We start from the raw sequence: 19,732 nt of genomic DNA, 5'->3' as shown, positions 1-19,732 counted from the left end.
CCGGCGGACTCGGCAAATCGGGCGTGCATCCCGGGCGTGTCGCGGTGCGGAACCCGCGGAAACACGGTCATTCCCACGTGCTGGGCGCCGCGCTGCGGGTGGACGGCAGAGCGGACCCCGCCGCCCACGCCGTGACCCACGGCGCCAGCGGCGGAAGGGTGTCGGGCCGGTGCAGCGCCTCGAACAGCTCCTCGTGGGGGACGATGCCTCCCGACGTCCGCAGGAAGCGGGCCCGCACCACCATCTCCGCGTACACCTCCCCCTTCACCACCGCCCGATGCATCAGGTAGACCGACTTGTCGTCGTGCGACATGAGGCGGGACTCGACGGTGAAGCGCTGCCACAGCTGCAGGGATTTGCGAAAGGTCACCGACTCGCTGGCCACCACGGCGTACCAGCCCTGTGCGCGCAGCACGTCCCACACCCCCGTGCGGATGAGCAGGTCGAAGCGTCCGAGGTCGAACAGCGAGGCATACCGCCCGTTGTTCATGTGTCCGAGGAGATCGATGTCGGTGGGCAGCGTGCGCAGCCGGATGCGCCCGACCGACGTCGGATCTGCCGGTCCACGGCGCCGCAGCATCGCCTTGGCGTGCCAGATGGTGAGCAGGGTGCGCCAGATCACGTTCACGAGGTGCGATGGTAGCCACGCTCGGGCCCGTGTGGTCCGTTCGGCGCGGATTTCCGCCGACGGCGGGCCCCGCGTAGAGTCTGGCCATGGAGCCCGAACTGCAGACCGACATCGTCGTCCGTCCCGTCCGCGACGTGGATGCCGAGGCGCTCGGCAGGGTCCACGCCAGCTGCTGGCACGAGACCTACGACCACCTCATCAGCAAGGCCGCGCTCGAGAAGATCTCGCCGCGCCGCATGGCCGAGCTGTGGACGCACTGGGCCTCCCAGGGTCCCGAGTTCCGCATGAGCGCGGCACTTGTCGACGGCGAGATCGTCGGGTTCGTCGGATCGGGTCCCGCACGCGACAAGGACGCCCCCGCACTCCGGGAGCTGTACTTCATCTACCTGCTCGACGCCTTCCACGGCACGGGCATCGGTCAGCGCCTGTTCGACGCCGCCGTCGACGAGGGCGAGCCCCTCTACCTCTGGGTCGCCGAGGACAACCCCCGGGCGCACCGCTTCTATGCGCGCAACGGGTTCTCCCTGGACGGCGCGTCGCACACGGAGCCCTTCCTCGGCGAGACGCTCACCGAGGTGCGGTTCGTCCGCTGACGTGCTGCAGGTCTGGGCGCTGCCGGGGATCGGCGAGATCTCGCCCGGCGATGATCTCGTCTCGGTGATCGCGGATGCCGCGGCATCCACTCGTCCGGAGGAGCAGCTGCGCGACGGCGACATCCTCGTCGTGACCTCGAAGATCGTCTCCAAGGCCGAGGGGCGCATCATCCTCGCGGATGACCGGGAAGACGCGATCACGGCGGAGACCGTGCGGCTTGTGGCCTCCCGCACGAGTCCGACGGGACACGTCACCCGCATCGTGGAGAGCCGACTGGGGATCGTCGCGGCCGCCGCCGGCGTGGACGCCTCGAACACCCCGGCGGGGACGGTGCTGCTGCTGCCCGAGGACCCCGACGCGTCGGCGCGCGCGCTGGCGAGCGGACTCCGCGACCGACTCGGCGCCGCGGTGGGCGTCATCATCTCCGACACGCTCGGCCGCGCCTGGCGCGAGGGTCAGACGGATTCGGCCATCGGCGCCGCCGGCGTGCACGTGTTCGAGGATCTCCGCGGCGGAACCGACGCCGAGGGGCGGCCGCTCATCGTGACGATGCCGTGCGTGGCGGACGAGCTCGCCTCGGCGGGCGACCTCGTCAAGGGCAAGGCCGCGCGGCTGCCCGTCGCGGTCGTGCGCGGACGCGGCGACCTCGTCGGGCCGCTCGACCTGCCGGGTGCCCGGTCGATCGTGCGCCCGGCCGAGCGCGACATGTTCTCGCTCGGCTCGGACGAGGCCTGGTCCGCCGGCTTCGCCGCGGGAGCGGCATCCCGCGGTCAGGACGACGCCGACGCGTTCTCGTCGGGTCCCTGATCCGTCGCGGTGGCCGTCAGGACGATCGCCAGACGCTCTCCGGAGTGAAGGGCACCACCGGCGGCCGCTCCGGGCGCGTGGTGAGCTCCACACGGACGCCGTCGCGCGCCGAAGCGCCGAGCGCGGTCATCACCTCGAGCACGTGCAGCGCGATCGCGCCGTCGGTGCGCGCACCCGAGCCCGTGGCGATCCTGTCGAGGATGCCGATGCCGCGCCCGGCGTTCTCGTAGCCCGCGCGATCCGTCACAAGCTCGCCGTCGCCGCCGCGCTCCCGGCGCACGTGCACGACCCCTTCGAAGAGGTTCGGATCGGGGACCACCAGGGTGCCGGACTCCCCGTGCACCTCGATGGGCGCCGCCTGCGTCGTGATCGCGTCGAAGCTGAATGTGACCGTCGAGACCGCCCCGCCGACGTGCTCGAGGACGCCGGTCACGTGGGTGTCGATCTCGACGGGGATCTCCTCGCCCGCGCGCGGGCCCGAGGCGATGGTGCGGGTCGTCCGCGGTCGGGAGGATGCGCCGGTCACCCGCGCGACCGGCCCGAGGAGATGGAACAGGGTGGTCAGGTAGTACGGGCCCATGTCGAGGAGGGGTCCGCCGCCCTCCCGGTAGTAGAAGTCGGGATTCGGATGCCACGCCTCGTGCCCCGGCGACACCCAGGTGGCGACGGCGGAGAGCGGCCGGCCGATCGCGCCGGCATCGACCGCGGCGCGCGCCGTCTGCACGCCGGTGCCCAGCACGGTGTCGGGGGCGCAGCCGACCCACGAGTTTCCCGCCCGCGCCATGACGTCCGTCGCGTCCTCGAAGGTGGCGGCCAGGGGCTTCTCGCCGAACACGTCGCGGCCCGCGGCGAGCGCCCGGAGGGCGACGTCGGCGTGGGCTGAGGGGATCGTCAGGTTCAGAACGGTCTGCACCGCGGGATCCCGCACCAGTTCGTCGACGGAGAGGGCGCGGCATCCGGGATAGCGCTCGGCGACCGACCGCGCGCGCTCCATGTCGAGATCGGCGGTCGTCGCGATGCGGACGGCAGGGTGGGAGCCGAGAGTCTCGAGGTACTGCGCGGAGATGACCCCCAGGCCGATGATGCCTATCGCGTGCGGCTCGCCCACAGCAGTCCCCTCTCGACGATGGTGCGCACGTTCGGGTCCTCGAGCACGTCGGGGCTGTGTCCGGGCGTGGCGACGAACACCCGTCCGCGGCCCCAGGCGCGGGTCCAGACCGCCGGGGAGACGACGGGCCGGTGCCACGGGTGGTACGGCTGGACGGGATGGGTCGTGGTCGCCAGCACGTCGTTGAGGTCATCGGTGAGCACCCAGTACTGCTCGGTGCGCAGGGCGACCCGCTCGATGCCGGCCATGATCTCGTGCGTGCGCCCGAGGTCGGTGACGTCGATGGTGTGCGGGAGGAAGTTGTCGGCTTCGCCGCCCGCCCGCTCCTCAGGGCTCACGGCGGGATGCGTCGCGAACTGCCCGCCGACGAGCTGCAGGTAGTCGGAGCTCCCGCGGTAGGAGTCGGCGATACCGCCGTGCCACCCCGCGAGACCGGTGCCGCGCTCGACGGCGTCGCGGAGCCCGCCGAGGGCTTCTCGCGAGATCTCGGACATCGTGACCGATTGCAGGATGAGATCGGTGTCGTCCATGACGGCGCGATCGGCGTAGACCTCGTTGGATTCCTCGATGCGCACCTCGAAGCCGGAGCTCTCGAGGAACGGCACGAACAGGTCGGTCGTCTCGACGGGGCGGTGTCCGTCCCATCCGCCCCGGACCACCAGCGCCCGACGTGTCTCGTGCGTCGTCATCATCGACTCCCTCCCGCGCCCCGACGGGGGCGTACGCCGGGACACGATGCCACCGATGGCGTGCACCCGCGATGAAATTTGCGCAAAATGGCGGGGTGACCTCGCGACGCGTGACCCTCGCAGCGGTGGCGGCTCACGCCGGCGTGAGCGTCGCGACGGCCTCGCGAGGGCTGCGCGGACGCGGCGAGATGGCGACCGAGACGCGCGCACGCGTCGTGCGCAGCGCGGCGGAGCTCGGCTACCACGCCGGGCAGGACAGCCGCGGGCGACCCCGATCGGGCACCGCGCGGACCTTCGACCTGGTGCTCGGACGCTTCCACGACCCCTACACCGCCGAGATCACCGCCGGTGCCCGTGCCGCGGCCGAGGCGCACGGCTACGACCTGACGCTGACGGCGGATCGCGAGGATCCGGGTGACGACTGGATGCCGCGCATCCTCTCGCGCGGGTCGGCCGGCGTCATCGTCGGCCTCCGCACGCCCACGGCCCTGCAGATCGAGGCGCTGCGGAGGGCGGACATCCCGCTCGTGCTCGTGGAGCCGCCGTCGGAAGCGCCGCGGGGTCTGCCGAGCGTGCGCACGACCGATCGGGAGGGCGGGGCGGCTGCCGCCGCGCATCTCGTGGAGCGCGGCGCTGAGCGTTTCATGTCGATCGGCGGGACGCCCTCCTACCGCTTCGGCCGCGCGCGGATCGACGGCTTCCGGGAGGTGCTGTCCCGCGCCGCGCCCGCGGCGCCGCGCGTGCACGTGAGCGCGGACTGGACGGCCTGGGGCGCGCGGCGCGCCTGCGCCCGCGCGCTCGAGGAGATCGCCGCGCGGGGCGGCTCGGGGCTTGTCGGCGTCTTCGCGTGCAACGACGAGATGGCCGCCGGCGCCTACCGTGCTGTCGCGGACGCCGGGCTCAGCATCCCCCGGCACGTGCTCGTCGTGGGCTTCGACGACGTGCGGGGCGCGCGGTGGCTGCACCCGCCGCTGACGACCCTCCGCCAGCCCATCGGCGAGATGGCCGCGGCGGCGGTCGGGATCCTGGTGCGCGCCGCCGGCGGGGAGACCGTCGAGGGCGAATCGGTCGTCATGCCGACGGAGCTCGTGGCGCGCGGATCGACGGCGACCGTCGATCTCCCGACAGGAGCCGTCAGCGCCCGCTGACCTTGCCGGACAGCCGGGCGATCGGTGCGAGCACCATCGGGCGGGCCGCGATCCACCCCGCGATGAGGAGCGCCATCGAGCCGACGAAGATCCAGAACCCGGTCCAGTTCACGGCGTCCTGACCGCCGTACATGTGGTTCAGGTTGCGCAGTGCTCCGGTGGCGAAGACGAGCGCGACGTGCACCACGATGAAGCCGACGAAGTACAGCATGACGGGGAAGTGCACCGCCCGCGCCCACTCGATCGGGTACGCCTTGTTGAGCCGCTCCGCCTTCTTCGGCCAGAAGCCCGACATCCGCACGCCGGTGACGGCGGCCAGCGGCGCCGCGATGAAGATGGTCGCGAAGTACGCCAGCACCTGCAGGCTGTTGTAGTTCACCCAGCCGTTCTCGGTCGGCCAGTCGAGCGAGACGTACTGGAGCGCGGCGGACAGCGCGTTGGGGAACACGTCCCAGCTCGTGGGGACGACCCGCATCCACTGGCCGGTGGCGAACAGCAGCACGATGAAGATCAGGCCGTTGGCGAACCACAGCACGTCGAGCGACTGGTGGAACCACAGCGCGAGGCTGATCTTGCCGCGGCCCTTCTTCGACCAGCGCGGAGTCCAGAAGACGGCCGGCCGCTTCTCGGCACGCACCTGCCAGCCGGTGCGGATGATCAGCACGATGAAGAACGTGTTGAAGAAGTGCTGCCAGGCGAGCCACGCCGGGAAGCCGACGGGCGCGCCCTCGGGCAGGTGCGTCTCGCCGGGGTAGGTCGTGAGGAACGACTGCACGCCGGGCAGCGACACGAACCACCGCGCCGCGAACACGAGCATCGCGGCCGCGAACAGCAGGGCGATGCCGCCGCCGATGACAGCACCGGCCCACTGCACCTTGGAGAGTCCGCGGATGCGCTCCGGTGCCGGCCTGGGGACGGGCGCCGCCTGCGCGGCACGCCCGGCCCAGACGGTGCGGGTGAACGGGAGCGGCGGCCGCGGGCCGGAGACGACGACCGAGCCCGCGGCCGACGCGCTGACCGGAGCGAGGTCGGGGGAGACGGATGCTGCGACCCGGGCCTCGTCGGCGACGGGAGCCGCTTCGGTGGCCGGGGCGGCGGGCTCTGCGGTGGCGGCGGGAGCCGTCGCGGCGGCGGGGGCGCAAGCGGGCGGTGCGGTGGCGGCCGGGGCGGTCGCGGTCGCGGTGGCTGCTGACGGTGCCGCCCGGGTGACTCCCGCCTCGGGGGCGGTGCCGGCCAGGGGCCACGGCTCTCCGCCCGCGACGCGGGGAAGGCCGCGGCGCAGCGCGACGCCGCCGGATGGGGTGGCATTCGCGGGCGCCGCGGCCGGGGCGGATGATGCGGATTCAGCCGCCGCGTCGGTGTCCGAGACGGCCGTGAGGGCGGTGCCCGCGACGCTCGATGCCGGACTCGCGGCTGCACCCGCATTCTGTGGGGCGGCTGTGGTCGGCGCTTCGACCGCCATGTCCGCTGCCGCGGGAGCATCCGGCGCGGCGGATGCGACCGCCGGCGGCCAGGGCTCTCCCCCGGGCACCCGCGGCAGCCCACGACGGATCGCGCGGACAGGTGGCGGAGCGACTGCGGGAGCGGCAGCATCCGTCATCGCGACGTGTGTCGCCTCCGCGACGGGCGTGGCATCGGCGACGGAGCCGGCCCGCGGAACGGGAACGACCTCCGGAACGGGAACGGCCTCCGGAACGGGTGCGGTCTCCGTGACGCCAGCGACATCGGCGGCAGCGTGCGGAGCCTCACCCGCGGGCGGCCAGGGCTCACCGCCGCGCGTGCGCGGCAGACCGCGTCGCACCTGTGTGCCGAAGGTCGCCACGCGCGGTTACGCCTTCCGCGACCGGAGGGCCGCGATGAGCTGCGGCACGACGGTGAAGAGGTCTCCGACGACGCCGTAGTCGGCGATCTCGAAGATCGGGGCGTCGGCGTCCTTGTTGACCGCGACGATCGTCTTCGCCGTCTGCATGCCGGCCTTGTGCTGGATGGCTCCGGAGATGCCGAGCGCGATGTACAGCTGCGGGCTCACGGACACGCCGGTCTGACCCACCTGATACGACGACGGCACGTACCCGGCATCCACTGCCGCGCGCGACGCTCCGACGGCGGCACCCAGCACGTCGGCCAGCTCCTCGACGAGCTCGAACTTCTCCTTCGAGCCGAGGCCGCGGCCTCCGGAGACGACCACGCCGGCTCCGCGGAGCTCGGGACGCGTCGACGTCGCCTCCGCCTCGGAGAACGAGTCGATCGAGGCGGCGGGAGCACCGGACGCCGTCACCGCGAGAGTCTCGCTGACCAGGGGCTGCGCAGTGGCGCGTTCGTCCACGGCGCCCTGGCGCACGGTCACCACGAGCGGTCCGAAGGTCGCTGCCGACACGACGTTGTAGGCGCCGCCGTACACCGAGTGTTCCGCGACGACCCCCTGGTCGTCGCGGGTCACGCCCACGGCGTCGGCGGCGAGCGCGCCACGCGTCCGCGCGGCGAAGCGTGCCGCGGCATCCCGGCCCTCGATGGAGTTCGACACGAGCACGGCGTCGGGGCGCACGGCGTCGGCCGCGGCGACGAGCGCGTCGACGATCGGCACGGTGAGCGAGCCGGGCGAGGCGTGGTCGGCCAGCAGCACCCGCGCAGCACCGAGCGCGGCGGCCTGCTCGGCGGCCGCCTGCGACGCGGATGCCTCGGTCACGACAAGCGCGACCGGGGTGCCGATCGACGCCGCGGCGCCGACGAGTCCGGCTGCGCTCTTGGCCAGTTCGCCGGAGGGCATGACATCCAGCAGCACCAGGATCGAGTCGTCGGGGAAATCGCTCATCAGAACCTCACGCCAGCCTCTGCGAGACGAGGAAGTCGGCGAGCTTCTGCCCGCCGTCACCCTCATCGAGGATCTTCACGCCCGCCTCGCGAGGGGGCTTCTTCGCGAGCGACACCACGATCGACCGTGCTGCCAGCGGATCCGCGGCGTCGACCGAGAGGTCGTCGAGCGACAGGGTCTCGAACGGCTTCTTCTTGGCCGCCATGATGCCCTTGAAGTTCGGGAAGCGGGCGTCGGGGAGCGCCTCGGTGATGGAGACGACGGCCGGCAGCGGGGCGGAGACCGACATGGTGCCCGCGTCGCTCGCGCGGGTGCCGGAGACCGACGTCTCTCCGATCTCGACGGCGGTCAGGGCGGTCAGCTGCGGCACGCCGAGGAGTTCGGCGACCATCGCGGGGACGACGCCGCCGGCGCCGTCGGTGGAGAGGTTGCCCGCCACGACCAGGTCGAAGCCGGTGCGGCGGATCGCCGCCGTCAGCACTTCGGCGGTCAGCACGTAGTCCGCGCCGTGCAGTGCGTCGTCGACGATGTGGACGGCGGAGGCGGCGCCCATCGCGAGGGCCTTGCGCACCGTGGTCGCCGCGGAGGCCGGAGCCATCGATATGGCGACCACCTCGGTGCCCGCGTGCGCGTCGGCGTAGCTCAGCGCGACCTCCAGCGAGCGCTCCCCGATCTCGTCGAGGACGGCCTCGCTCGCGCCGCGGTCGGCGAGTCCCGTCTCGAGATCGAGGATGCGGTCACCCCACGTGTCCGGCACTTCTTTGACCAGAACGACGATCTTCATCGGTGCGTCTCCTTCGTCCTCTCGATTCTAGGCGGCGGCACCGGACCGGGCGGACGTGCGCGGGACCCTGCCGTGCGCACAGCGGACTCCCCGATCGGTACCGTGGGAGGGCGCCCGCGATCGGAAGGAGCCCGCATGGCAGGAGCACGACGCCTCCCCGTCGACCCGATCGCCGAGGCCAAGCGGCAATGGATCGCGCACGGCTGGGACGACGCGGCCGTCGGCATGACGGCGGTGACCTCAGTCATCCGCGCGCAGCAGCTGCTGATCGGCCGGGTCGAGCGCACCCTCAAGCCCTTCGCTCTCTCGTTCGCCCGGTACGAGATGCTGCGCCTTCTCGCCTTCACGAGAGAGGGGCGGATGCCGATGGCCAGCGCCATCGCCCGCCTGCAGGTGCATCCCACCAGCGTCACGAACACGGTCGAGCGCCTCGTGCGCGACGGGCTGGTCGTGCGTGAGCCGCACCCGACCGACGGGCGCGCGGCCATCCTCGCCCTGACCGACGACGGGCGGGAGCTCGTGGAGCGGGCGACCTCGGCGCTCAACACCGAGGTGTTCGCCGAGCCTGGACTCTCGGGCGACGACATCGAGCAGCTGGTCAGCATCATCGCGCGACTGCGCCGCGCGTCGGGGGACTTCTCCGACCCCCGGCCGCTGCCCGAGCCGCTCTGAAGCCGGGATTCAGCCATTCGTGAAGTCGGGACGGCGCTTCTCGCGGAAAGCCGCCATGCCCTCCTTCTGGTCGGCGGTGGAGAACAGTCCAGCGAAGGCCTGGCGCTCGAACCGCAGCCCCTCGGCGAGCGCGGTCTCCAGCGCCGCGTCGAGCGCGGCCTTCGCGGCGTAGAGCGACGGCAGCGACTTCGCGGCGATCGATTCGGCCACCGCCGAGGCCTCGGCGAGAAGCTCGGCGGCGGGCACCAACCGCGAGACCAGTCCGCAGCGCTCGGCTTCCGCGGCATCCATCATCCGGCCCGTGAGGACGAGCTCCGCCGCCTTGTAGTACCCGATCGCGCGGACGAGACGCTGCGTGCCGCCCATGCCGGGGATGACGGCGAGGGTGATCTCGGGCTGGCCGAAGCGGGCCGTGTCGGCGGCGAGGATGATGTCGCACATCATCGCCAGCTCGCAGCCGCCGCCGAGGGCGTAGCCGGAGACCGCCGCGATCACGGGGGTGCGCACCTCAGCGAAGCGCGACCACGCGTCGAAATGACCGTCGACGATCATCTCGACGCCGGTCTTGGACTCCATCTCCTTGATGTCGGCTCCGGCGGCGAAGGCGCGCTCCGAGCCGGTGACGACGATGGCGCCGATCCCGAGGTCGGCGTCGAAGGCGGTGGCGGCGTCGACGACGTCGCGCATGACCTGCGAGTTGAGGGCGTTCAACGCCTCGGGCCGGTTGAGGGTGATCCAGCCGACTCGACCGCGGGTCTCGACGACGATGGTCTCGTACTCGGTCATGATGTCTCCTTCTCGCCGGCGGCGCGGATGTCGGTGATGATGCCGCTGAAGTCGCGCTGCGCGCCGGAGCCGGCCGCGTACTCGCGGTAGATCTCCCGGGCGAGCAGGCCCATGCGGGCGTCGGTGCCCGTGCGGACGAGCGCCTGCTCGGCGAGGCCGAGGTCCTTGTCCATGAGAGCGCCGGCGAAGCCCGGACGGTAGTCGCGGTTCGCGGGGCTGGTGGGGACCGGCCCGGGCACGGGGCAGTTCGTCGTCAGCGCCCAGCACTGGCCCGACGCGTTCGAAGCCACATCGAAGAGGGCCTGGTGGTCGAGTCCCAGCCGCTCGCCGAGCACGAACGCCTCGGCCACGGCGATCTGCGACACGGCCAGGATCATGTTGTTGCAGACCTTGGCGGCCTGCCCGAGACCGGCGCCGCCGCAGTGCACGATCCGTGCGCCCATGTGCTCGAGGAGCGGTCGTGCGGCCGCGGCATCCGCCTCCGATCCCCCGACCATGAAGGCGAGGGTGGCGTTCTCGGCGCCCACCACGCCGCCCGAGACGGGGGCGTCGACGCTGCGGACACCGGCTGCCTCGGCGAGCGCGTGCGCCTCCTGCGCCTCGTCGACGGCGATCGTGGAGCAGTCGATGAACAGCGCGCCGCGGGCGGCCACCGCGAGCAGGCCGGGCACGTCGGCCGTTCCCCGGTAGGCGCCGAGCACCTGGCTGCCGGCCGCGAACATGGTGATCACGACGTCGCGGTCGGCGGCGGCATCCGTCGCCGTCTCCGTCACTGCGAGACCCGCCGCGCGCGCCGCTTCTCGGGCGGCCGGCGAGACGTCGAAACCGGTCACCTCATGGCCCGCGGCCGCGAGGTTGCGCGCCATCGGGAGTCCCATGTGGCCGAGGCCGAGGAATGCGATGCGCGTGGTCGAGGTGTTCATGAGCGGCCTCCCGGCTGTCGTCGTCGACTCTTCAGGTATATCAAGATCGCGGGTCCGGCCGGACCCTGAGGGCGACGGCCGGTTGCCGTCCGTTCACCCGCGCGACACCCTCGGGCCCGAAGGTGGAGCTTCCGCTCCCCCACACCTCGAGGACACGCATGCCTTCGCATCCCCTCCGCCGCGCGGTCGCCTTCACGGCCGTCACGGCGGCCGTCTGCACCCTGACCCTCACCGCCGTCGGCACCGCGTCGGCGGCGGTGGTCGATGACCCCGTCGGTCTGTCCGCCGACGACGCGCGCATCGCGCTCTCGCCGATCGGCAGCTTCGACACCGGCGTCTTCAACGAGTCGGCGGCCGAGATCGTCACCGCGCACGGCGACCGCCTCTTCGTCGTCGACGCGCAGGCCGGCGCCGTCATGGTGCTGGACTACTCGAACCCCGCCGCGATCGCCGAGCTCTTCGAGATCAGCGCGCCGGGCGTGGCCAACTCGGTCGCCGTGCGCGCCGACGGCCTCGGCGTCATCGCCTTCGAGGCGGCGGCGAAGACGGAGCCGGGCAGCCTCGTGTTCTTCGACGCGGATGCCGCGGACGCGGAGGAGGCGTTCCTCGGCAGCGTCAAGGTCGGCGCGCTCCCCGACATGGTCACCTTCTCCGACGACGGCGCGTACGTCGTGTCGGCGAACGAAGGTGAGCCCGCCGATGACTTCTCGGTCGACCCCGAGGGCTCGGTGAGCGTCGTGACGGCGCCGATCGGAAGGGCCGCGCCCACGCAGGCCGACGTCCGCACCGCCGGTTTCGGCGGGTTCGAGGGCGACGCGCTCCCCGCGGGCGTCCGCGTCTTCGGTCCCGATGTCGCCGCGCCCGACCAGGGCGACACCCCGCTCTCCGCCAACCGGGTGAGCCGCAACCTCGAGCCGGAGTACGTCGCGATCGACGGCGGCACGGCCTACGTGACCCTGCAGGAAGCCAATGCCGTCGCCACCGTCGACCTGGCGTCGGCGGCCGTGTCCGGCATCCTCCCCCTCGGCTACAAGGACTGGGGTGCCGACGGCAACGCGCTGGACGCGTCCGACCGCGACGACGCCATCTCGATCCGCAGCTACGAGGACCTGTTCGGCGTGTACATGCCCGACGGCATCCAGTCCTACGCCGCCGGCGGGCAGACCTACCTCGTCACCGCGAACGAAGGAGACGCCCGCGAGTGGGGCGACTTCATCGACGAATCGCGGGTGAAGAACCTCGCGGACGACGGCCAGGGGCCGGTCTGCGCAGACAGCCCGCTGGCGACGCAGACAGGCGACGCCGACCTCGGCCGCCTCAAGGTCGCCGCCGACCTCGGCTTCGACGCCGAGAAGGGCTGCTACGACGCGCTGTACGCCTACGGCGCCCGGTCGTTCTCCATCTGGACGACCGACGGCATGCAGGTCTACGACTCGGGCTCCGAGTTCGAGCGGACCGTCGCCGCAGCGGTGCCGGGTGGGTTCAACTCCAACCACGAGGAGACCGACGTCGACGGCCGCAGCGACGACAAGGGCCCCGAGCCCGAGAACGTCGCCATCGGAGAGGTCGGCGGTCGCACCTACGCCTTCGTCGGCCTCGAGCGCGTCGGCGGCGTGATGGTCTACGACATCAGCGTCCCCTCCGCGGCGTCGTTCGTCACCTACGTGAACAACCGCGACTTCGCGGTGCAGGGCGAGGACGACCTGGCCGCGGCCGGCGACCTCGGTCCGGAGGGACTGCACTTCATCCCCGCCGCGGACTCCTCGACCGGCGCGCCCATGCTGGCCGTCGGCAACGAGGTGTCGGGGACCACGACCCTCTTCGCGATCGACGAACGCGGCACCGTGGACCTCACGCTGCTGGGTATCAACGATTTCCACGGCCGCATCGACGGCAACACGGTGAAGTTCGCCGGGACGATCGAGGAGCAGCGGGCCGCAGCGCCCGGCGCGGCCCTGTTCCTGTCGTCGGGTGACAACATCGGCGCCTCGCTGTTCGCCTCGTCGTACCAGAAGGACCAGCCCACCATCGATGTGCTCAACGCTCTCGGGCTGGATGCCAGCGCCGTCGGCAATCACGAGTTCGACCAGGGATTCGCAGACCTGACCGACCGCGTGCAGCCCGCCGCGGACTTCCCCTACCTCGGTGCGAACGTGTACAGGAAGGGCACCACGACGCCCGCGCTGCCCGCGTTCGAGACCTTCGACGTCGAAGGCCTGCGCGTGGCCGTGGTCGGCGTCGTCACCCGGGAGACCGCATCGCTGGTGTCCCCCTCGGGGATCACCGGGCTGGACTTCGGTGACCCCGTGGCCGCGGTGAACCGCGTCGCGGGAGAGCTGACCGACGGAAGCGACGCCAACGGCGAGGCGGATGTCATCGTGGCCCTCTACCACGAGGGCGCGAGCGCGGGAGAGGCGGAGGAGGCCTCGCTCGAGGCGGAGCTCGCCAAGGGCGGCGACTTCGCCCGCATCGTGCAGGAGACCTCGCCCGCGGTCGACGCCATCTTCACCGGCCACACCCACAAGAAGTACGCCTGGGCCGCGCCGGTCCCCGGTGAGGCCGCCAAGACCCGCCCGATTCTGCAGACTGGCTCGTACGGCGAGAACATCGGCCGGATCACCCTGTCTCTGGATGCCGAGACCGGCGAGGTGCTGTCCCACACGGAGCGCAACATCGCGCGGACCACGATCGACGACGCCGTGCTCGCCGACCGCTACCCGCGCGTCGCGGAGGTGAAGACGATCGCGGATGCCGCGCTGGGCGTGGCCACGGAGATCGGCAACCGGAAGGTGGCCGAGATGTCGAGCGACATCACCACCGCCTTCTCCGGAGGATCTTTCGTCGACGGGATCTGGACCGGGGGCAAGCGGGATGACCGCTCCGCGGAATCGACTCTGGGCAACCTGGTCGCCGACGCCCTGCTGTCCTCGACGGCCAGCCTGCCGGAGGGCATCGCGGACATCGGTGTGACCAACCCCGGCGGACTCCGCAGCGAGCTCTACGACACGCAGGCGGAGTTCGGCGCCTCGGCGGCGCCCGGCCTGGCCGACGGCGACATCTCGTTCGCCCAGGCGCTGGCGGTGCTCCCCTTCGCGAACACCACGACGCTCGTGACGATGACGGGCGCGACCTTCACGCAGCTGCTTGAGGAGCAGTGGCAGCTCGACGCGAACGGGAACGTGCCGACGCGCCCCTACCTGCAGCTCGGGCTGTCGGAGAACGTGACCTACACGTACGACGCCGGCCGCGCGCAGGGCGACCGCATCACGTCCGTGACGGTGAACGGTCAGCCGCTGGACGAGACCGCCGAATACCGGGTCGGCACGCTGTCCTTCCTCGCGGACGGCGGCGACAACTTCCGCGCGTTCACGGCGGCGACGGATCGCCTCGACACCGGCAACGTCGACTACCAGGCATGGATCGACTTCCTGGCCGCCGACTCGCCAGTCGCGCCGTCGTACGCGAAGCACGGCGTGCAGGTCACGGGTCTCGCGCCGACGGCCGCAGGCGGCACCGCGACGTTCACCGCCGCCGGCCTGAACCTCACGAGCCTCGGCACCCCCGAGACCACGGAGCTCAGCGTCAGCATCGACGGAACGGATGCCGGGACGGCACCCGTCACCGCCGGTGCCGCCGAGGTACGGGTCACCGTCCCCGCTGACGCGCCGGCCGGCAGCGTGCTGCAGGTGACGCTCACGGCGGAGACGGGAACGGTCGTCACCGTTGCGGTCCCGGTCACCGAGTCGGCGCCCACGCCGACGCCGGGTCCGAGCACTCCCGGAACGAGCACGCCGGGCACGCCCGGCACGCCGGGCGCCGGTTCGGCCGGCTCCGGCTCGGCCGGGTCGGGTGCAGGAGGCACCGGGCTGGCCCTGACCGGCGCAGACGTGCCGTGGGGACTCGCCCTGGGAGGCGCGTTCCTCGTCATCGCGGGCGGCGCGGCGTTCGTGCTGCGGCGGCGCCGGGGCGTCACCACCGACTGACGCGGCGCATCGGACGAAGGCCCCCGGCATCAGTGACGGGGGCCTTCGTGGCTGTCGGCGGGTGGCGATCAGAATGCCGCGATCAGGATGCCGCGGCCATGAGCTCGCGGCCGATGATGACCCGCATGATCTCGTTGGTGCCCTCGAGGATCTGGTGAACGCGCAGATCGCGCACGACCTTCTCGATGCCGTAGTCGTGGAGGTAGCCGTAGCCGCCGTGCAGCTGCAGCGCGTCGTTCGCGACACGGAACCCGGCGTCGGTGGCGAACCGCTTGGCCATCGCGCACTGCATCGCGGCGTCGGGAGCGTGCTCGTCGATCGCGCGTGCGGCGTCGCGCACGAGGGCGCGTGCCGCCGTCAGCTCGGTGGCCATGTCGGCCAGGGTGAAGACGACGCTCTGACGCTCGGACAGTGGCTCGCCGAAGGTGAAGCGCTCGTGCACGTAGCGGATGGCGCGGTCGAGCGCCCACTGCGCGCCGCCGAGCGAGCAGGCGGCGATGTTCACGCGGCCGCCGTTGAGCGCGGACATGGCGACCTTGAAGCCGCCACCGAGCTCGCCCAGGACAGCGGATGCCGGAACCCGCACCTCGTCGAGGATGACCTGCCGGGTCGGCTGCGCGTTCCAGCCCATCTTCTTCTCGTTCGGACCGAAGGAGAGACCCGCCGCGTCACCCGGCACGAGGAACGCGGTGATGCCGCGGGCGCCCGGTTCTCCGGTGCGGGCCATGACGACGTACACGGCGGCCTCGCCGCCTCCGGAGATGAACTGCTTCACGCCGGTCAGAACGAAGCCGTCATCGGGTCCGTCGGCCGCGTCGCCGGCGACCCGGATGGCGCTGGTGGCGATGGCCGCGGCATCCGACCCCGCTCCCGGCTCCGTCAGGCAGTAGCTGCCGAGGTCGACCATGGCGGTGAGCGACGGCAGCCACTGCCGGCGCTGCTCCTCGGTGCCGTACGTGTCGATCATCCACGCGACCATGTTGTGGATCGTGATGAAGGCCGCCACGGCGGGATCCGCCTTCGCCAGCTCCTCGACGAGGGCGACCGCGTCGACGCGCGCGAGAGCGGTGCCGCCGACGTCTTCGCGGACGTAGAGGCCACCGAGTCCGAGCTCGCCCGCGCGACGGATCGTCTCACGGGGGAAGGTCTTGGTCTCGTCCCACTCCAGCGCGTGAGGAGCAAGTTCCGTACTGGCGAAGTCACGCACCGCCTCGACCATTGCGGTGCGCTCTTCTGCGCTGACGGCCACCATCAGATCGGACATCCTGTGCACTCCTCCTGCGCTGATCTCAGCGCAATGGTGAGTTTACTTGGACGTCCTTGTAAATGCGAGGACGACCGCCGAATAGATGGTTGCTCGGCGGTCGACCTCGTCGCGGACGACTATTCGCTGCCGCGACCCGTCTCGGACTGGAGGCGCTCGATGTGCTCGGACGCCTCGGCCTTGGTGAGGTCGGCGGAGATCTCCTCGCCTGCTTCGCGGGCCAGGGTGTCGAGGTAGCTGCGCTGCGGCGCGGTCATGGGCTCGTCACCGGTGACCCAATCGGACGGGTCTTTGACGGCGGGGTTGTCGGCGGATTCGGTGGAGCCCAGCGTCTCGCCGGACGAGTTGTTCTCTGACATGACTCGTACGTTAGTTCGAGTGGCGGACACCGAGGGCGGGCTTGACAACCCGTCTCCGCACTCCCGTCAAGGGGTGCAGGGCATGACGTCGCCAGGCATACCGTCGAGCCATGAACGCTGACGAGAAGATGCGATTCGCCGCGGGTGAGACCCCGCCGCCGCCGCCCCCCACCGACGAGTCCGCCGAGAGCACCGGCATCCCCGAGAGCGAAGCGGTCCGCAAGGACATGGCGCACAGCCCCGCGAGCGAAACCGAGACCGAGCAGAAGCAGGATGATCCGCTGCCGGACTCGATCGACGACGACATCGACACCGACCAGATCAACGCGGTCCCCGGAACGGGCGGCCCCGACGACGTGGGCGATGTCGAGGTCGATCCCGCCGACCTCAATCTTCCGTTCCGCGACAACTGATCACGGGACGCCTGCCGTCCTGCGCATCCGCAACCGTCGGCCCATTCGTGTCGGCGAGGTGGTGACGGCCTGCCAGCGGGCGGAGCCGTCCCACCAGCGGGCCCGCGGACCTCGGGCACGCCGGCGGTCATGCGCACCGCCCACCCGCTCGAGTCGATCGTGCGGTGGTGATACCAGCACAGCAGAACGCCGTTGTCCGTGTGGGTGGGCCCGCCGTCCGCATGCTCATGCACGTGGTGGATCTCGCACCACGCGGCAGGAACGCCGCATCCGGGGATGACGCAACCGCCGTCCCGGAGCGTGATCGCCCGGCGCTGGTGCGTGGCGAAGACCCGATCGAGGATCTCGATCTGGAGGATGCGGCCTGCACCGTCGCTGATGACGCGCTGCACGGAGCCGCTGCAGGCGACCTGCCGCGCGACGGCGAGAGGAACCGGCTCGACGCATCCGTCGATGTGCGCGGCACCCGTTCCCGAGTCGAGATCATCGGCCGCCACCGCGACGACGAGCGTCGGCGCCGCACCGCCGATGGTCGGGAGCTCTCCCGATCGGGCCGCGACCGCCAGGATCATGGCGAGCGCGTCGTGGTGCTTCATCGCTCGCGTGCGGTCGTCCGCGTCATCGGCTGACGGTGTGTCGGAGGCGTCACCGCCGGCGGCGCTCTGCGAGAAGCGGGGCCCCGGCGGGATCGCCGGCCCGTGTCCCTTCGGATTCAGGATGCTGTCGAAGAGCCGCTGCAACTGCGCGGCGACCTCGGGAAGCGCGTTCGCGCGGATCGGTACGACGCCGTCCCGGCAGGGACCCACCGTCAGCCCGCGCTTCCGCAGTGCGCGCGCCTCTCGGGGCTCGGCGCCGTCCTGGTCGAGGTAGAGCGCCCAGACGTGCGCTTGCATCCGGAGGTCGTCGACGTTCGGCGGAGGGCCGCCATCGGGGCCTGCACCGAGGGCGGACGCGGCGAGCTCGCGCTCCGCGGCCGCCCGCACCTGACGGTCGCACAGGGCGGCGTCCAGTGCGGACACCACGGCGACAGTCGCCTCGATGCCGATCTCTCCGGATGCCACGGCTTCGCGCATCGCCGGATACTCCGCCGGCAGCCGATCGCCGTGGAGCGTGCGCGGTTGACGCACCGCACGCGCGGCGCGCACCAGGTCGCCGGCGCGCCGACCGGAGGCGCGCGTGGAGCGCTGTACGAGCTCGTTCACCGAGCGGCACCCGTAGCGAGTGGTCGGACGGTCGGGGTGGGGCGCGGCGTCCGCTCGCTGCTCCAGCTCGGCGACCGCGGCGATCATGACCGCCTCAGCCTGCCGCACGATCTGAGCCGCGTCGGCGAGAACCGTGAGCACATCCGCGTCGTCGGACTCGCCGAACGCGCCCGAACGGTAGAGGTCTTCGACGGCACCCGCGAGCGTGGCCGACGCCCTCGAGAGCGCGTCGGCGGGGTTCGTCATGCGTCCATCATCCCAGCGGGCACCGACATTCCGTTCCCGAAATGACCCAGATCAACGGGTGATTCCCAAAGCCGTGGAGAAGCTTCTATCAGCGCATCTGGGGAGGAGGAGCGAACCGCCGATTCCGCGTCAGAGCCGCTCGATGATGGTCGCGTTCGCCATGCCGCCGCCCTCGCACATCGTCTGCAGTCCGTAGCGCCCGCCGCCGGCCTCGAGCCGGGCCAGCAGCGTGCCGAGGAGCCGCGTGCCCGACGATCCGAGCGCGTGCCCGAGCGCGATCGCGCCGCCCCAGGCGTTCAGCGCGTCGGGATCCGCGTCCAGCTCGCGAGCCCACGCCAGCGGCACGGAGGCGAACGCCTCGTTCACCTCGTAGGCGTCGAGATCGGCCATCGTCAGCCCGCTCCGCTCGAGGATGCGCCGCGTCGCCGGGATGGGCCCGGTCAGCATCATCAGCGGATCATCGCCGACCACGGCGAACGCGTGGAAGCGGGCACGCGGCCGCAGGCCCAGCGCGACGGCCGTCTCCTCCGCCATGATCAGCGCGGCCGACGCCCCGTCGGTGAGCGGCGAGGAGTTGCCCGGTGTGATGCGCCAGTCCAGCTCGGGGAAGCGCTCGGCCAGAGCGTCGGTGCGGAACGCCGGCGCCAGCCCGGCGAGGCCCTCGACCGTAGTCGACGGGCGGACGGTCTCGTCCGCCGTCACGGCGCCGCCGTCGGTCTCGACCGGGAGCAGCTGCCCGTCGAAGAGACCGGATGCCGCGGCATCCGCTGCTCGTCGATGCGACAGCGCCGCGTACGTGTCGAGCTCCGCGCGATCGAGCTCCCAGCGGTGCGCGATGAGCTCCGCCGAGACGCCCTGATTGACGAGGCCCTCGGGATACCGCGCCCGCAGCAGCGGTGAGATCGGCGACCCGGCGACGGAGGCGGACGTGCCCAGCGGCACGCGGCTCATCGACTCGACGCCACCGGCGATGACGATGTCGTAGGCACCCGCCATCACTCCCTGCGCCGCGAAGTGCGCGGCCTGCTGGCTCGATCCGCACTGCCGGTCGATGGTCGTCGCGGGCACGCCCTCATCGAACCCCGCCGCGAGGACCGCCTGGCGCGCGGTGTTGGAGCTCTGCTCCCCGACCTGGCTCACGCAGCCGAGGAGCACGTCGTCGATCTGCCGCGACTCCAGACCGTTCCGCTGCAGCACCGCTCGCAGCACGCCGGCGGCGAGGTCGACCGGGTGGACGCCCGAAAGGGCTCCTCCGGGCTTGCCCCGGCCGACGGGCGTGCGGACGACGTCGACGATGACGGCGGTGCGGGCCAT

General features: G+C 71.9%; 17 protein-coding genes and 1 pseudogene. 6 read left to right on the top strand and 12 right to left on the bottom strand.

The window, feature by feature from the left end; all coding sequences use genetic code 11:
• Positions 1–67: 67 nt before the first annotated feature.
• Positions 68–628, bottom strand: coding sequence for an acyl-CoA thioesterase (locus tag ABC304_RS05580; protein WP_412929448.1), 561 nt, complete (start codon positions 626–628; stop codon positions 68–70).
• An 86-nt stretch (positions 629–714) separates the two neighbouring features.
• Here ABC304_RS05580 and ABC304_RS05575 point away from each other — a divergent pair, with 86 nt between their 5' ends.
• On the top strand, positions 715–1,221 hold the full coding sequence (locus tag ABC304_RS05575) for a GNAT family N-acetyltransferase (RefSeq protein ID WP_412929447.1): 507 nt from the start codon (positions 715–717) through the stop codon (positions 1,219–1,221).
• A gap of 1 nt (position 1,222) precedes the next feature.
• Positions 1,223–2,029 carry a coenzyme F420-0:L-glutamate ligase gene (gene cofE / locus ABC304_RS05570; protein ID WP_412929446.1) on the top strand — a complete coding sequence of 269 codons (807 nt, stop codon included), beginning with the start codon at positions 1,223–1,225 and terminating at the stop codon, positions 2,027–2,029.
• 16 nt (positions 2,030–2,045) lie between these two features.
• On the opposite strand, the gene ABC304_RS05565 is transcribed toward cofE, so the two are convergent.
• Positions 2,046–3,137 (bottom strand): Gfo/Idh/MocA family protein, encoded by a 1,092-nt coding sequence (locus tag ABC304_RS05565; protein ID WP_412929445.1) that lies wholly within the window; start codon positions 3,135–3,137, stop codon positions 2,046–2,048.
• Positions 3,116–3,826 (bottom strand): ThuA domain-containing protein, encoded by a 711-nt coding sequence (locus ABC304_RS05560; protein WP_412929443.1) that lies wholly within the window; start codon positions 3,824–3,826, stop codon positions 3,116–3,118. Before ABC304_RS05560 ends, ABC304_RS05565 begins: the two co-directional genes overlap by 22 nt.
• Before the next feature lie 95 nt (positions 3,827–3,921).
• On the opposite strand from ABC304_RS05560, the gene ABC304_RS05555 reads away from it, so the two are divergent.
• Positions 3,922–4,974 (top strand): LacI family DNA-binding transcriptional regulator, encoded by a 1,053-nt coding sequence (locus ABC304_RS05555; protein WP_412929442.1) that lies wholly within the window; start codon positions 3,922–3,924, stop codon positions 4,972–4,974.
• Here ABC304_RS05555 and ABC304_RS05550 read toward each other — a convergent pair.
• From ABC304_RS05550 to ABC304_RS05540, 3 genes are read right to left on the bottom strand one after another with little or no spacing between them, the layout of a single operon-like run.
• Complete coding sequence (locus ABC304_RS05550; protein WP_412929440.1) at positions 4,961–6,796, bottom strand: cytochrome b/b6 domain-containing protein; 1,836 nt, start codon at positions 6,794–6,796, stop codon at positions 4,961–4,963. The two genes, ABC304_RS05555 and ABC304_RS05550, sit on opposite strands and share 14 nt — an antisense overlap.
• Before the next feature lie 6 nt (positions 6,797–6,802).
• Positions 6,803–7,786, bottom strand: a complete 984-nt coding sequence (locus ABC304_RS05545; protein WP_412929439.1) for an electron transfer flavoprotein subunit alpha/FixB family protein — start codon at positions 7,784–7,786, stop codon at positions 6,803–6,805.
• 7 nt (positions 7,787–7,793) lie between these two features.
• Positions 7,794–8,570 carry an electron transfer flavoprotein subunit beta/FixA family protein gene (locus ABC304_RS05540; protein WP_412929437.1) on the bottom strand — a complete coding sequence of 259 codons (777 nt, stop codon included), beginning with the start codon at positions 8,568–8,570 and terminating at the stop codon, positions 7,794–7,796.
• Between the two features lie 135 nt (positions 8,571–8,705).
• Here ABC304_RS05540 and ABC304_RS05535 point away from each other — a divergent pair, with 135 nt between their 5' ends.
• Positions 8,706–9,242 carry a MarR family winged helix-turn-helix transcriptional regulator gene (locus tag ABC304_RS05535; RefSeq protein WP_127096789.1) on the top strand — a complete coding sequence of 179 codons (537 nt, stop codon included), beginning with the start codon at positions 8,706–8,708 and terminating at the stop codon, positions 9,240–9,242.
• Between the two features lie 9 nt (positions 9,243–9,251).
• Here ABC304_RS05535 and ABC304_RS05530 read toward each other — a convergent pair whose 3' ends face one another.
• Positions 9,252–10,028, bottom strand: a complete 777-nt coding sequence (locus ABC304_RS05530) for an enoyl-CoA hydratase-related protein (RefSeq protein ID WP_412929435.1) — start codon at positions 10,026–10,028, stop codon at positions 9,252–9,254.
• Positions 10,025–10,951 carry a 3-hydroxyisobutyrate dehydrogenase gene (gene mmsB / locus ABC304_RS05525; RefSeq protein WP_412929433.1) on the bottom strand — a complete coding sequence of 309 codons (927 nt, stop codon included), beginning with the start codon at positions 10,949–10,951 and terminating at the stop codon, positions 10,025–10,027. Before mmsB ends, ABC304_RS05530 begins: the two co-directional genes overlap by 4 nt.
• Positions 10,952–11,109: 158 nt before the next feature.
• Between mmsB and ABC304_RS05520 the strand changes: the two genes are divergently transcribed.
• Positions 11,110–14,934, top strand: coding sequence for a choice-of-anchor I family protein (locus ABC304_RS05520; RefSeq protein ID WP_412929432.1), 3,825 nt, complete (start codon positions 11,110–11,112; stop codon positions 14,932–14,934).
• Between the two features lie 82 nt (positions 14,935–15,016).
• Here the strand turns inward: ABC304_RS05520 and ABC304_RS05515 are convergent, their stop codons facing one another.
• Complete coding sequence (locus ABC304_RS05515; protein WP_412929431.1) at positions 15,017–16,198, bottom strand: acyl-CoA dehydrogenase family protein; 1,182 nt, start codon at positions 16,196–16,198, stop codon at positions 15,017–15,019.
• Positions 16,199–16,317: 119 nt separating this feature from the next.
• On the bottom strand, positions 16,318–16,557 hold the full coding sequence (locus ABC304_RS05510; RefSeq protein ID WP_127096794.1) for a DUF3072 domain-containing protein: 240 nt from the start codon (positions 16,555–16,557) through the stop codon (positions 16,318–16,320).
• Between the two features lie 110 nt (positions 16,558–16,667).
• Here ABC304_RS05510 and ABC304_RS05505 point away from each other — a divergent pair, with 110 nt between their 5' ends.
• Positions 16,668–16,970 (top strand): hypothetical protein, encoded by a 303-nt coding sequence (locus tag ABC304_RS05505; protein ID WP_412929429.1) that lies wholly within the window; start codon positions 16,668–16,670, stop codon positions 16,968–16,970.
• Between the two features lie 350 nt (positions 16,971–17,320).
• Here ABC304_RS05505 and ABC304_RS05500 read toward each other — a convergent pair.
• Positions 17,321–18,259, bottom strand: a pseudogene (locus ABC304_RS05500) (DUF222 domain-containing protein); the annotation flags it as partial.
• A gap of 288 nt (positions 18,260–18,547) precedes the next feature.
• Positions 18,548–19,732, bottom strand: a complete 1,185-nt coding sequence (locus ABC304_RS05495) for a thiolase family protein (protein WP_412929428.1) — start codon at positions 19,730–19,732, stop codon at positions 18,548–18,550.

The organism is Microbacterium jepli (assembly GCF_047237905.1).
Taxonomy (GTDB): domain Bacteria; phylum Actinomycetota; class Actinomycetes; order Actinomycetales; family Microbacteriaceae; genus Microbacterium.
Note: the sequence above shows the minus strand (reverse complement) of the source record. Positions and strands in the feature narration are given on the sequence as shown.

Coding starts and splice junctions, on each gene's coding strand:
- mmsB (WP_412929433.1), bottom strand. CDS start 10,951: ATGAACACCTCGACCACGCGCATCGCATTCCTCGGCCTCGGCCACATG.
- ABC304_RS05495 (WP_412929428.1), bottom strand. CDS start 19,732: ATGGCCCGCACCGCCGTCATCGTCGACGTCGTCCGCACGCCCGTCGGC.
- ABC304_RS05545 (WP_412929439.1), bottom strand. CDS start 7,786: ATGAGCGATTTCCCCGACGACTCGATCCTGGTGCTGCTGGATGTCATG.
- ABC304_RS05535 (WP_127096789.1), top strand. CDS start 8,706: ATGGCAGGAGCACGACGCCTCCCCGTCGACCCGATCGCCGAGGCCAAG.
- ABC304_RS05575 (WP_412929447.1), top strand. CDS start 715: ATGGAGCCCGAACTGCAGACCGACATCGTCGTCCGTCCCGTCCGCGAC.
- ABC304_RS05560 (WP_412929443.1), bottom strand. CDS start 3,826: ATGACGACGCACGAGACACGTCGGGCGCTGGTGGTCCGGGGCGGATGG.
- ABC304_RS05505 (WP_412929429.1), top strand. CDS start 16,668: ATGAACGCTGACGAGAAGATGCGATTCGCCGCGGGTGAGACCCCGCCG.
- ABC304_RS05515 (WP_412929431.1), bottom strand. CDS start 16,198: ATGTCCGATCTGATGGTGGCCGTCAGCGCAGAAGAGCGCACCGCAATG.
- ABC304_RS05530 (WP_412929435.1), bottom strand. CDS start 10,028: ATGACCGAGTACGAGACCATCGTCGTCGAGACCCGCGGTCGAGTCGGC.
- ABC304_RS05510 (WP_127096794.1), bottom strand. CDS start 16,557: ATGTCAGAGAACAACTCGTCCGGCGAGACGCTGGGCTCCACCGAATCC.
- ABC304_RS05520 (WP_412929432.1), top strand. CDS start 11,110: ATGCCTTCGCATCCCCTCCGCCGCGCGGTCGCCTTCACGGCCGTCACG.
- ABC304_RS05540 (WP_412929437.1), bottom strand. CDS start 8,570: ATGAAGATCGTCGTTCTGGTCAAAGAAGTGCCGGACACGTGGGGTGAC.